Annotated in this window: 9 protein-coding genes; 5 read left to right on the top strand and 4 right to left on the bottom strand. The window is 72.8% G+C overall.

Features of this window, described 5'->3' with window-relative positions:
• Window positions 1-78: 78 nt before the first annotated feature.
• Both WME82_RS25300 and WME82_RS25295 read right to left on the bottom strand, forming a co-directional pair.
• Complete coding sequence (locus WME82_RS25300; protein ID WP_438037389.1) at window positions 79-2,088, bottom strand: DUF4139 domain-containing protein; 2,010 nt, start codon at window positions 2,086-2,088, stop codon at window positions 79-81.
• A gap of 115 nt (window positions 2,089-2,203) precedes the next feature.
• Window positions 2,204-2,686: a peroxiredoxin gene (locus WME82_RS25295; RefSeq protein ID WP_012237250.1), complete on the bottom strand. Its 483-nt coding sequence runs from the start codon at window positions 2,684-2,686 to the stop codon at window positions 2,204-2,206.
• Between the two features lie 204 nt (window positions 2,687-2,890).
• On the opposite strand from WME82_RS25295, the gene WME82_RS25290 reads away from it, so the two are divergent.
• Window positions 2,891-4,048: a hypothetical protein gene (locus WME82_RS25290; RefSeq protein WP_438037388.1), complete on the top strand. Its 1,158-nt coding sequence runs from the start codon at window positions 2,891-2,893 to the stop codon at window positions 4,046-4,048.
• Window positions 4,049-4,117: 69 nt separating this feature from the next.
• On the opposite strand, the gene WME82_RS25285 is transcribed toward WME82_RS25290, so the two are convergent.
• Together WME82_RS25285 and WME82_RS25280 are read right to left on the bottom strand one after the other, a co-directional pair.
• Entirely contained in the window at window positions 4,118-4,603 is a 486-nt protein-coding gene (locus tag WME82_RS25285; protein WP_437911243.1) for a hypothetical protein, read from the bottom strand.
• A 334-nt stretch (window positions 4,604-4,937) separates the two neighbouring features.
• A complete protein-coding gene (locus tag WME82_RS25280; RefSeq protein ID WP_438037387.1) occupies window positions 4,938-6,437 on the bottom strand; it encodes a serine/threonine-protein kinase in 1,500 nt (499 codons plus the stop codon).
• Between the two features lie 176 nt (window positions 6,438-6,613).
• Between WME82_RS25280 and WME82_RS25275 the strand changes: the two genes are divergently transcribed.
• The 4 genes from WME82_RS25275 to WME82_RS25260 all read left to right on the top strand — a co-directional run bounded on the left by WME82_RS25275 (window position 6,614) and on the right by WME82_RS25260 (window position 13,131).
• Window positions 6,614-9,349 carry a protein kinase domain-containing protein gene (locus tag WME82_RS25275; protein ID WP_438037386.1) on the top strand — a complete coding sequence of 912 codons (2,736 nt, stop codon included), beginning with the start codon at window positions 6,614-6,616 and terminating at the stop codon, window positions 9,347-9,349.
• Window positions 9,350-9,393: 44 nt separating this feature from the next.
• Window positions 9,394-10,509, top strand: coding sequence for a serine/threonine-protein kinase (locus WME82_RS25270; protein WP_438037385.1), 1,116 nt, complete (start codon window positions 9,394-9,396; stop codon window positions 10,507-10,509).
• Window positions 10,510-11,120: 611 nt separating this feature from the next.
• On the top strand, window positions 11,121-11,282 hold the full coding sequence (locus WME82_RS25265; protein ID WP_438037384.1) for a hypothetical protein: 162 nt from the start codon (window positions 11,121-11,123) through the stop codon (window positions 11,280-11,282).
• A gap of 319 nt (window positions 11,283-11,601) precedes the next feature.
• Window positions 11,602-13,131 carry a DUF1592 domain-containing protein gene (locus tag WME82_RS25260; protein ID WP_438037383.1) on the top strand — a complete coding sequence of 510 codons (1,530 nt, stop codon included), beginning with the start codon at window positions 11,602-11,604 and terminating at the stop codon, window positions 13,129-13,131.
• The last annotated feature ends 30 nt before the right edge of the window (window positions 13,132-13,161 follow it).

Below are 13,161 nucleotides of genomic sequence, written 5' to 3'. Positions count from 1 at the left end.
TGGGTGGCATTCAACCGCGCAGGAGGGCGGCGGAGGCCGCGCAGGAGAGCGCCGGGCGCGCGCGGCCTCCGCTTTTCGCTACGTCGTGAGCGACAGGCCGCGCACGTACTCGGCGAGCGCCCGCTCCGCGCTGGCCACGGCCTCCCGCGCGCCCGGGAGCTTCGCCGACACCGCCGCGATCCGGTCTTCCTGCTCGCCCAGCGTCTTGAGGTAGCGCTCGTGGAGCGCGCTCCCCGAAGGCACGACCTTGAGGTTGTCGCGCACGCGCGCCTGCTCGGCGCGCAGCGCCTCGATCTCGGACTCGAGGGCCGAGAGCGCGCGCTGCCTCTCGGCGACCGCGGCCTTGAGCTCCGCGAGCCGCGCGAGCGCCGCGCGCAGCGCCTCGGGGATCTCGCGCGACGACAGGACCACCTCGATCTGCTCGCCGGAGAGGCCCGTGAGCGCCACGGCGTGCGAGATGGGCTGCTCCAGCGCCACGGTCACGCGCGCCGTCTCCCCCGCAGCGACCTCGCGCCGGACGCGGTAGCGGTCGCGCGTCGCCTCGACGCCCTCCCTGGGCTCGGCGAGCTCCCAGCCGGCGATGCGCGGGTGCTCGATGAGCAGGACGCGCGGCTCGCGCGCCGCGCCCACGATCGTGTAGACCGTCACCTTGCGGGCGGTCCTGACGATCTCGAGCATGCCGCCCTGGATCTTGGCGCGCGAGAACACCTCCTCGCCCCGCTCCTCGCGGTCGATTCTCACCTTCCGGTCCACGGCAAAGCTCACGATCCGCGATTCGCCCGGCGGCAGCGGCGAGAGGCGCGCGTCGCCGACGTAGGTGACGACCCCCCGGCTCGAGCGCTCGTAGACCGTGATCGCGCCGGCCGGGAGCGTCGTGTCGCCGTCGTTCCTCAGGCGGACCGAGGCGAGCGGGCTGCGCGCGCTCGCCTCCGGTTGATAGAGCCACAGCCGCTCTGCCGGGATCTCGCGCTGGACGATCGGGAGGAGCGCCGTCTGCCCGCTCGCGATCGTGAGCGGCGCCGGGAAGTGGAACACGACCTGCGTCGCCGCCTCCGCGGGCTCCGGCTCGACCTTCTCGGAGGGCACGGTGACCGCCGCGGCGGGCGCGCGGGCCTCGTCGGCGCCCCCGCCGGCGCGGTAGCCCATGCGCCGCGCCGCCCTGGCCGCGAGCCCCGCGGCGCCCTCGTCGAGCCGCGGTAGCACGCGCTCGGCGACGTCGACGGGCACCTCCGGCCGGGCCACGTAATAGATCTCGTAGAGCGCCTGGCGGAACGTCACCGGGTCTCCCGACACCAGGGTGAAATCCACGTTCTGCCAGTCGCTGCCGCTCTGGTTCTCGACGACGGCCCACCCGGCGAGCGCCCCGGTCTTCGTCTGCGCGTCCTCCGGCACCGTGAGCCGATACGTCGTCTTCCAGAGCGGCACCTCGATGACGTAGGCCACGCGGACCACCCGCTCGCCCTCGCCGGCCGTGCGCACGACGAGCTCGCGGCGGTTGCGCTCCCGCCGGCTGGAGAGCCCGACCAGCGCCGCGCCGACCTGCTGCCGCAGCCGCTCCTCGACGAGCTCCACGCTCTCGAGCTCCTCCAGGACGACCTGCTTCAGCGCGCCCTCCGACATCAGCGAGAGCCGGTGCCGGTCCTCCGAGCCGCCGTGCGGCAGCGCCGCCTGCGCCGTGGTGACCGCGACGATCCGCCCGGCGATGGCCCCTTGCACCCCTCGCGTCCGCACCTCGGCGCCGCGGAGCGCGTTCAGCAGGGCGGCCTCGGACTCGAGCGCGCCCTCGTCGAACGGGAGCTCGCGGAACAGATCGCGCAGCGGCTCCCTCCCGGGAAGCGTGATATTCCCCGTCACGCCGCGATCGTCATAGACAACGATGCTCTTCAATACATCGTCGACCTGATCGAGCCGCACCTCGAGCCGGAGCTCGGCGTCGCCGCGCACGCGCGCCTCGTGCTCGAAATATCCGACTCCGCCCGTCGAGAGCACCACCCGCCTTAGCAGCAGCGTGTCCGACGCGGCCCCCGAGCGGGCAGGATCCATCGCGGCGGCCCGCAGCGTCGCTGTGGTCCTCAATCCATGGTTCATCGTCGCCTCCCCCGGCGGAGGCGTGCGATGGCCCCGCCCTGGGGGTGTCCATAACGCCCCTCCGGGGGGCGTCAACGACGGTGGCTGGCCGGGAGATCGGGCGCGGCGCCGCGCGTCAGCCGCGCCGCGAGGCCTCGAGCTGCTTCACGACCGCGAGCGCCTCGTCGACGTGGCGGGTCGCGCGGAGCTGGGAGGAGAAGGCATGTCGAACGATGCCGTCGCGATCGATGACGAACGTCACGCGGCCCGGGAGGAGGCCAAAGAGCGACTTGACGCCGTAGCGCGCGGCGGTCTCCCCGCCAGGGTCGCTGAGCAGCGTCATGGGCAGGCGGTATTTGTCGGCGAATTGCTGGTGAGACCCCGCCGAGTCGGCGCTCACGCCGAGGACCTCGGCGCCCGCCTCCGCGAACGCATCGTAATGGTCGCGGAACGCGCACGACTCCGCCGTGCATCCAGGGGTGTCGTCCTTGGGATAGAAGAACAGGACAACGGTCTTCTTGCCCCGGAAGTCGGAGAGCTTGACCGTCTCCCGCTTCTGCGATTGCAGGCTGAAATCAGGGGCTGTCTCACCGACGGACAGGGTGGATTTTCCGAGCATGGCGTCTCCTCTACCCGATGCGCCGCGCCGCGTCCAAGGCCCCAGCGGAGCGCGGCGGCTCGCCGCTCGAGTAAAACGCGGCCGCCTGCGGTGGCGGCCGCCTGCGCCCCCGGATAAGGAAGAACTTGAGGAAGCGGTCATGAAGGCGCGCTGGGCGCGACGGACGCCAGCGCGGGCCGGAGATCGGGTTACCCTGAGCGCCCCATGGCCACCACGTTCGCTGCGTTGATCTTTCGACCCGCCGACATCCCGGACCGCGCGCTGTCCCAGGGCTTTGCCGTGGCGCTCGGTGGCTGGGACGTCGCCTCGCCGCGCCTGTTCGTCGCGCCGCTCCCCGGCGTGCCCGGGCACGCGGCCGCGTTCTACTCGAGCGGCGATCCCGCCGGCGGCGGGGACGACGAGCTCGACCACCTCGCCGAGCTCTTCGAGGACGAGCTCTCTCCGCCCGTCGCCGTGCTCGACGCGGCCGCCGAGCTCGGCCACCCCGGCGCGACGGTCTTCGCGCTCGTGTTCTCGGAGGACGTCCTCCACGACGACGGCTGGCGCTTCGAGGCGAGCGGGTTCGTCCGCCATTTCGTGAGGGAAGGGGACGAGGGCGTCGAGGCCGGCGTGGAGGCGCCCGACCGGAGCGACATCGTCGAGGTCGACGTCGACCTGCCGGAGGGCGCGACCGCGGCGGAGGAGCGCGAGGCCATGGACCGGGCGATCCGGCCGCACCGCGGCTCGACGTTCCTCGCGGCCGAGCTGGGCGCCCCGGTGCTGGGCGCGCTCATGGGCGGCCTCTTCGCGCCCGAGCGCCGCGTCCAGGTGCACCTCGTCGCGCCGGGGCCGGGGTCGATCGCCGACGAGGTCGCGCGGCTCAACCGGGTGCTCCGCCGCGAAGACGGCCGCGGCGCGCCCGCGTCCCCGCCGCCCGTCCGCGGCGTCGCCCCGCCGGCGACGTACGCGGCGTTCATGCGCGCGTACGACTGGGCCGATCCGGCGGATCCGGAGGACCTCTACCGCGAGCTCGCGATCGGCGCCGTCGAGGGCACGCTGCGCTTCCTCCGCGAGGGCGAGCTCCTCGCCCACGACCGCGAGCCGGGCTGGGAGGCGGCGGCGGCGCGACAGCTCTACCCGATCGCGCGGCTCTCGGGCTCGGCGCTCGGCGGCGGCGCGGCCCAGCGGTCGGTCGTCGCGCTCGGGGCCGACGGCGAGCAGCTCTGGGTCGTCCGCGGCGGCACGAGCGCGGCGCTGGCCGGACCGACGTTCGGCGAGCTGCTGCGCTACCTCTCGCTGGGCTGGTCGCGCCGGAGCGACGCGGAGGAAGACCTCATCGGGGCGCTGATGCTGCGCGCGCGGCTCAGGTCGCTCGGGGGTTGAGCCCGCGCCCCGGCGTGGGATCCGCCTGCGGGGGTGAGGCGCTTTGCCTCGCGACGCGCGCGCCTCGGCTCAAAACGAGGTGTCGTACGCGTGGTGCCGGTGGGCTTCCGTGTGGAAGGACGTCATGTGCGGGTCGTCCAGGACCAGGTGGAGCAGGCCGACGTCTCGCTCGCTGCGGGCGAATACGCTCACGAGGATCCCGCCCTGCCGGACGCCGGCCTGGTAGCGTTCCGCCCAGTGCCTCGGGACGCCCGCGGTGATGAGGATCTCGCGCAGGCCGCCCGTGATCCCGGCGCCGACCGCGCTGGCCACGACCGCGGCCAGCGGCCCGGCGACCACGAACCCGAGGTCGGGGACCACGACGCTCATCGAGACCGCGGCGCCGAACGTGCTCGACGGCGGCGCTATGTCCGGGCTCGGAAAGCACCTGTCGCGTGTCGCCTCGGTCATCAGCAGGCTGACCTCCTGTCGTGTGTAGCCGCAGTCGATGATCCGCTCCGCCGCGGCTTCCGCCTCGTCGTGCGTCTGCACCAGGCCAATTACGAGCTTCTCCATGGAAGAGACCTCCTTCGCGTTGAGCGCGTCCTCGCTCTGGGCCCCGGCGACGGATACCGCACGCTCTGTGCCAATCTGAAATTCTCACGCCTCGGTGCGTTCGCGCCGATTTCTGTGCCCCTTCCGCTGGAGGAGCGAGGCGGGATGTCGCAGTGCGCCCCGTGGGCCTCACCTTCCGATGTCGACATCGCCCGTGCCAGCGCGGTTGATTCCATATTTTGCCGTCGAGCGGCGCGAGCGCCCCAGTTCAACGGGCTCCGTCTGACCAGGTCGTCCGAAGGCCGCGTACATGGGCGCCCGGGGCGGCCGGTGCGCGACGAGGCCGGAGGCCGCGTCAGAAGCCGATCGTGTCCTCGACCGGCGCGGGCGGCTTCGTCCCCGTCGGGCGGCCCGTCGACGCCTCCCGCGGCGTGGCGCGGCCGCGCCCCTCCGAGGTGCCGCGCGGCGCCGCCGTCGGACCCGGCCTCCCTGCCGCGCCGGTGCGGACAGCGCCCGCCGGCTGCGCGGTCGCCGCCGTGGCCGCTGGCTGCGCGGTCTCGGCCGCGGGCGTCGCGCTCGCCGGCTCTGCCGGCACCGGCGCGGCGGCGCTCGCTGGCGCCGGCACCACCGGCGGCGCCGGGACGGACGCGGCCTGTCGGGCCGGCGCCTCCGACGAGGGGGTCACCTCGGCCGTGGGCGAATGCTTCGTTGCCAGGAAGACGACCGCCGCCACCAGCGCTCCGAACGCGAGCGCGGCCGCCAGGATGGCCGGCGCCCACCTCCGGGCCCCGTCCGTGCCCGAGGTCGCCATGCCGGCGAGCGTCCGCCCCGGCGCGCCGGTCGTCGAGAGCCGCGCGCCCGGCGCCGACGACGGCGGCGTGCCGGTCGTCGAGAGCCGCGCGCCCGGCGCCGGCGGCAGCGGCGTCGGCTCCCCGAACAGCACCGGCTGCGACGCGCTCCCGTGGAGGGCTCGCTCCCCCGCGGACGAGGGCTCGGTCGTGAACGCCGTGCGCGCGATCCCGAGGACCGCGCGCTCCAGCGCCTCCGCCATCTGCCGCGCCGACGAGAAGCGCGCCGCCGGATCGTGCGCCAGCGCCTTCTTCATCCAGGCGTCGATCGCCGGAGAGAGCTCCGGCCTCACCTCGCTCGGCGGCGTGAAGATCCCGGTGTGCAGCACCACCGACAGCGCGCCCAGCGTCTCGCCCCGGAACGGGACCTGCTCGGTGAGCGCGTGGTAGGCGACCACCGCGAGCCCCCAGAGATCCGCGCGGAAGTCGACGTGCTTCGCGCTGAGCAGCTGCTCGGGGCTCATGTAGAGCGGCGTGCCCAGCACGCTCCCGGTCGACGTCATGCCGAGCTCGCCCTGGACCCGCTTGGCCACCCCGAAATCGAGCACCTTCACGAACAGCTCGCCCTCGACGTCGAGCAGGAAGATGTTGTCCGGCTTGATGTCGCGGTGGACGATCCCGACCTGGTGCGCCCGGCCGAGCGCCTTGGCGGTCTGCGACACGATCGTCGTGACCTCGACGGGCGGCAGCGCGCCCAGCCGCTGCATGCGGCTCTTGAGGTCCTCGCCCTCGAGCAGCTCCATCACGATGAACGGCACCCCGTCCGGCGTGACGCCGTGGTCGAAGACCTGCGCGACGTGCGGGCTCTTGATCTGCGCGGCCGCCATCGCCTCCCGCCGGAAGCGCTCCACGAAGCCGGTCTGGTCCGCGTAGGCCGGCGCCATGAACTTCACCGCCACCTGCGTCCCGAGCGCGAGGTGGTCGGCCACCCACACGCTCCCCATCGCCCCCTTCCCGAGCTCGCGCGCCAGCCTGAGCGTGCTCGTCACCTGCTGTCCGGGGTTCATCGGGGGTCCCTCTTCGATCGGCCAAGCCGACGGTCCTGTGCGGGCGGCGCGGCGCTCTGGGTGTTGGCGCGTGTCGGCGCGTGTCGGCGCGCACAGCGTACAACAAACACCCTGGACCGTCACCACCGAGCGCTCGCGCCGCGCACCTGACGGGAGCTCTCGGATAAGCTGGCACCATGCGCGAGGGCACGCTGGTCGCAGGCCGGTTCGAGGTGCACCGCCTTGCCGGCGCCGGCGGGATGGGCACAGTCTACCGGGCGATCGATCAGCTGACCGGGAGCCCCGTCGCGCTCAAGGTCGCGCCCCCGGAGCTCGCCGCCCGCTTCCGGCGCGAGGCGCGCATGCTCGAGGCCGTGCAGCACCCGCTCATCGTGCACCACATCGCGCACGGCACGGGCGACGACGGCGCCCTGTGGCTCGCGATGGAGTGGCTCGAGGGCGTCACGCTCGACGCGCGCCTCCAGGAGGGGGCGCTCCCCGTGGCCGACGCGCTGCTCGTCGCGCACCAGATCGCGGAGGCGCTCGCCGCCATCCACGCGATCGGGATCACGCACCGCGATCTCAAGCCGAGCAACGTGCTCCTGCGCGACGGCAGGGTCGACGGCGTGGTCCTGCTCGACTTCGGCGTCGCCCGCGCGGCGGCGTCGACCTCGCTCGTCACGGAGGCCAGCTCGCTGGTCGGCTCGCTCGGCTACGTCGCGCCCGAGCAGGCGCGCGGCGACGTCGAGGTCGACGCGCGCGCGGACGTCTTCGGGCTCGGCGTCCTGCTCTTCGAGTGCCTCGCCGGGCAGCGCCCCTTCGCGGCCGACGACCCGCTCGCCGAGGTGTGCCGCATCCTCCTCGAGGAGGCGCCGCGCCTCGTCGAGCGGCGCCCGGACGTGCCGCCCTTCCTCGACGAGCTCGCCGCGCGCCTCCTGGCGAAGGACCCGGCGGCGCGCCCCGCGGACGGCCGCGCGGCGGCGGCCGCGCTCGCGGACGCGCGCGCCCTGCTCGCGCGCGCGTCCAGCGCGGGCGCGGACGGCGCGCCGGCGTCGGTCACGGACGACGAGCGGCGGCTCGTCAGCGTCGTCCTCGTCGATCTGGGCGCCGCCGACCCGGAGCCGGCGAGCGATCGCGGCGTCGAGCGGATCGTCGCGGACCTCGCCGAGGCGTTCGGCGGCGAGCGCGTGCGGCTCCCGGGCGGCACGCGCATGGTGCTCCTGTCCTCGCAGACCGACGAGGTGTTCTCCGGCCGCGGCGGCGCGGGCACGATGGCCGTCTTCGACCTCGCGGCGCGCGCCGCGCAGTGCGCGCTCGCGCTGAAGGCGCGCCTGCCCGGGCGCCCGGTCGCGCTCGCCACGGGCCGCGCGCAGGTGGGCGAGCGCCTGCCCGCGGGCGACGTGATCGACCGCGCGGTCGCCCGCCTCCGCGAGGCCGAGGGCGACGTGCGCATCGACGAGGTCACCGCGGGCCTCGCGGCGCCGCGCTTCGAGGTGATCGGCGACGGCCCCTCGTTCCTGCTGAAGGGCGAGCGCGACGGCACCGAGCCCGAGCGCACGCTCTTCGGCCGCGTCACCTCGTTCGTCGGGCGCGACCGCGAGCTCGCGACGCTGCGCGGCCTCTTCGAGCAGAGCGCCGACGAGCCCGTCGCGCGCGCCGCGCTCGTCCTCGGCGAGGCCGGCATCGGCAAGACGCGCCTCCGCTGCGAGCTCATCCGCGCCGTGCGCGAGCGCGACGCGCGCGCGTCGGTCTACGTGGCGCGGGGCGATCCCCTCGGCGCGGGCGCGCCGTTCGGCATGCTGGGCGAGATCGTCCTCGCGGCCGCCGGCTGCCTGCCCGGCGAGGCGCTCGAGGCGCGCCGCGCCAAGATCCGCGAGCACGTCGCGCGGGCCCTGCCCGCGCCGGTCGACGACGCCCCGCGCGTCGCCTGGTACCTCGGCGAGATCGCGGGCACGCCGTTCGACGACCCCGAAGCCGAGCTGCGCGCCGCCCGCGGGGACGCGGTCGCCATGGGCGATCAGGCCCGCCGCGCCGTGCTCGAGTGGCTCGCCGCGCGGTGCGGCGAGGGGCCTGTCGTCGTGGTGCTCGAGGACATGCACTGGAGCGATCACGCATCGGTCTCGGTGCTGGACGAGGCGCTCCAGGCGCTCTCGGATCGCCCGCTCCTCGTGCTCGGCTTCGCGCGCCACAGCGTGATGGAGACGTTCCCCGGCCTCTGGGGCTCGCGCGGCGTGCAGCACATCAAGCTCGGCGCGCTCAGCCAGCGCGCGGCCGAGCGGCTCGTCCGCAGCGTGTTCGGCGAGGAGCTCGCGCTGCCCGAGGTGGCGCGGCTCGTCGAGCACGCCGACGGCCACCCCTTCTTCCTCGAGGAGCTCATGCGCGCGCGCGCGGAGGGCCGGAGCGACATGCCGCCCACGGTCGTGGCGCTGATGCACGCGCGCATCGAGGCGCTGCCCGCCGAGGCGCGGCGCACGCTGCGGGCGGCGAGCCTGTTCGGCGGCAGCTTCTGGCCGGACGGCGTGCGGCAGCTGCTCGGCGCCGGCACCTCGGCCGAGTCGCTCGACCGCTGGCTCAAGAGCCTGCTCTCGGAGGAGCTCGTCGCCCGGCGCGGCGTGTCGCGCTACCCGGGGCACGACGAGCTCACGTTCCGTCACGCCCTCGTGCGCGACGCCGCCTACGGGATGCTCACGGACGGCGATCGCACCGCCGGCCACCGGGCTGCGGCGCGCTGGCTGCGCTCGGTGGGCGAGACCGACGAGCGGGTGCTGGCCGAGCACGCCGAGCGCGGCGGCGACGCCCCCACGGACGGCGAGGGCCTCGTCGCCCGCGGCCCTGCGCAGGATCGCGGCGGCGGAGGAGGGGGAGGACAGGGGCGCCCCCCGGAGCGCAAATCAGAGCGTGAACGGAACGAAGCGCAAGGGGGCCAAGGTTGATGAACAACCATTGACGTGATAACCCGCCGCCCGGAGCAGTGAGCATGGATTCTTCTGACCTGGGCGCCGTCGGTCCTTACGAGCTGCTGGTGCAGCTGGCCAGGGGCGGCTCGGCCGAGGTCTTCATCGCGCGTCGCGCCTGCGCTGCAGGCGGAGGGGACGCGGGCGGCGCGGCGGGGGCGGGCGGCGCGGGTCCGGAGCGCGGGTCGCTCGTGGCGGTGAAGCGGATCCGGGCCGATCTGCGCTACGAGTCGAGCTATGCGTGCATGCTCTTCGACGAGGCGGGCATCGCGTCGCGCGTCGCGAGCCCCCATTTCGTTCCTGTCCTCGGTTACGGTCTCGACGAGGGCGCGCCGTACATCGTCATGGAGCTCGTCGTGGGGGTCACCCTCAAGCTCCTCACCCGGGCTCCCGAGGCGCTCGGGGTCGGCGACGCGATCGAGCTCATCGCGCAGGCCGCCGAGGGGCTGCACGCGGCGCACGAGGCGCGCGACAGCTCGGGGGAGCTGCTCCAGGTGATCCACCGGGACATCTCGCCATCCAACATCCTTGTCGGCGTCGACGGCCGGGCGTCCATCTGCGATCTCGGGCTCGCGTATGCCCTGCGCCGCACGACGCGGACGAAGACCGGGATGGTGAAGGGGAAGCTGAGCTATTTCTCGCCGGAGCAGGCGAACGCGAGGCCGCTGGATCGGCGCTCGGACGTGTTCTCTCTCGGGGTCGTGGCGTGGGAGGTGCTGGCGGGCAGGCGGCTGTTCGCCGGCGGCAACATGGTCTCGACCCTCCACGCCGTCCTGGAGCGCGAGGTGCCGCCGCTCTCGAGCGAGCGCGAGGGCGTGGGCCAGGCCGTCACGGCCGCTGTCGCGCGGGCGATCGAGCGCGATCGCGACGCGCGCTGGCCCACGGCGGCCGATTTCGCGCAGGCGCTCCGGGCCGCGGCCGGGGAGGAGGGGCACGCGGCGTCGCGCGACGCCATCGGCGCGCGGGTCGCCGAGGTGCTCCCGCCGCCGCTGAAGCCGCTTGCGCCGTCCTACGTCTCGGGCGGGCCGTGCGTCACGGAGGAGATCATCGCTGCCTTGCAGTCGATGCGCGCGGCGGGGCCGGTGGGCGAGGGGGAGTCGGGCGGGCTCCTGGAGCAGCGGCAGCCCTCGCGCGGCTGAGCCCGCTGCTGCGGTTCCGGCGTCCGCGGGGGAGCCCGGAACCTGGGTATGCGCTCAACACCATGATCTCGTTCAGCTGCACGACCGTGGTACGGAGGCTGCTCCTGTTGACGCGGCGCTCCGGAGGAGCGCCGTCGACCTTGTCCTCCCTCGGGTTGGCGGACGCGCGCGGGACGGTCGATAGGCGTTGACATCCGGCATGTGAGCGTTCACATTGCAGAGGTATCCTTTCGCTTTGCTCTGGGTGGGTCGCCATGCGCATTGCGGGCTTCGTGGTCGGGCCTCGGGTCGTTCCAGGCGCCGGTTACGTTCGGTCGTTGCGCAGATGATCGTCGAACGATGGTGATCAGCGTTTCGCCAGGAGTGAATCACCGGAAAACGCGACAGACCTCGGTTGTTCCACGATTGTCGTGAAAAATCATGAATGCTGTTCACCGGTAGCGTCGGTGCGCAGGGTGCGGTCCGCGCGAGCGTAGCTACCTCGATGGTCGTGTCACCGCAGGCCACATACATCGTGTCATCGCCGTCGATGATGTCTGCCTTGTGAGTCGTTTCCTTACCATTCCGACAGGAGGCCACATGGCTTTGATGACGAGAGGCAGAGGCGGGTGATGGAGGAGCAGTTCCCGATGTTCTGGAACCCCGAGAACGTCAAAGGCATCACGCTCCGGGGCTACGCCCATGGCACGGCGTGGGTGAGGGAGTCGGGCCTCATCAGGGACGGCCAGCCGCGCCCCGCCATGGAGTGGTGGATGGATTTTCTCGGCAGGTAATAGAAATATCTTCAGGCCGAACTGGCCACGAGCTGTCGCGACACGGGCGAGGGTAAACACCAGATCCCGCCTGCGCTCCACTTTAGCGTGCCCACAGCGGGCGAGGAGAGAGAACATGGTTAGGCCCTCAGATCATGAGAAGGCGCGTCCTCTCCTGGGCTCTCGGTCAGCTGTCTCGATCGCGTTGATCGTGGCCAGCGGCTGCACGGGAGACCTGGGCGGGTTTCGCTCCGACGATTCCGATTCCACACCGAACGACCCGCCGCCCACCTCGACGGGCACGGGCCCGACGGACCCGGCCGCTTGCGAGGACGGCGCGGTGTACCCCGGGCGAGCGCCGCTGCGGCGGTTGACGCGCTTCGAATACAACAAGACCGTCCGCGACCTCCTGGGCGACACGACAGAGCCGGCCGTTTCACTTCCGAGCGAGGATGTCGGGAACGGCTTCGGCAATGACGCGGACACGCTGTCGGTCTCGAGCCTGCTCGCCGAGCAGCTGGGCACCGTCGCGGAGGGCATCGCCAAGCGCGCGACCGCCACCCCGGAGGCGCTCGCGAAGCTCGACCCTTGCGCGCGCAGCGTGACGGCGGAGGGCGAGCAGGCGTGCGCCCGCACGATCATCGAGCGACTCGCGCCGCTCGCGTATCGAAGGCCGCTCGCCGACGGCGAGGCGGACGAGCTCCTCGCGCTGTACAGCGCCGGCCGGACGGACGCCACGTTCGACGCCGGCATCGCGACGGTGATCGAGGGGCTGCTTCAATCGCCGGATTTTCTCTACCGCATCGAGTATGGCACACCCGACCCGGAGCGCCCCGAGCTCCGCCGGCCCACGGGCGACGAGATGGCGACGCGCCTATCGTACCTGCTCTGGGGCACGATGCCCGACGAGGATCTGCGCATGGCGGCGCAGGCGGGCGAGCTCTCGACCAAGGAGGGCGTGCGCGCTCATGCCGAGCGCATGCTCGAGGATCCTCGGTCCCGGGTCACCGTCCGGTACTTCTTCGACAACCTGCTCCCCATCAGCAGCCTCGCGGATCTCGAGCGAAACGCGGAGTCGTTCCCGACCTTCTCGCGGACGATCGGCTCGCTCATGCACGAAGAGACGCAGCGATTGCTCGAGCACGAGATCTTCGAGCAGAACGGCACCTGGGCGTCCGTCTTGACGGCCCCGTACACGTTCATGAACGGACCTCTCGCGGCGTTCTACGGCGTCTCCGGCGTGACGGGCGACGACTTCCAGAAGGTGCAGCTCGACACGACCCAGCGCCTCGGGCTCCTCACCCAGGCCGGTATGATGGCCGGGACGACGCACTCGAACAACACGAACCCCGTGGTCCGCGGCGCGTTCGTGCTCGACAAGCTGATGTGCCAGAAGATCCCGCTCCCCACCGGCGACATCCTGGAGAGGGTGAAGCCGCCGGATCCGTACACCGGCGCGACGGCGCGGGATCGCTTCAGCCAGCACAGCAAGGATCCGGTCTGCGCGGGCTGCCACCAGTTCATGGATCCGGTCGGGTTCGCGCTCGAGAACTACGACGCGGTCGGGCTGTTCCGCACGACGGAGAACGACGTCCCGATCGACGCGAGCGGCGGGGTCCCGGGCACGGACATCAAGGTGAACGGGCCGATCGAGCTGGTGCAGGGGCTCGCCCAGACCGAGGCGGTGCAGAACTGCTTCGCGACGCACTGGGCCGAGTACGGCTATGGTCTCACGCTTCGCGCCGGGGACGCTTGCACCAAGAAGGCTGTCACGGACGCCTTCAAGGCGTCCGGGTACAATGTAAAGCAGCTCCTGATCGAGCTCACGCAGACGGATGCCTTCCACTACATGGCTGCCCAGGAGGAGTGATGGTTATGTCGAACTTTCGTTTGAGCCGAC

The sequence above is a fragment of the Sorangium sp. So ce128 genome (assembly GCF_051525245.1).
Taxonomy (GTDB): Bacteria; Myxococcota_A; Polyangia; order Polyangiales; family Polyangiaceae; genus Sorangium; species Sorangium cellulosum_B.
Note: the sequence above shows the minus strand (reverse complement) of the source record. Positions and strands in the feature narration are given on the sequence as shown.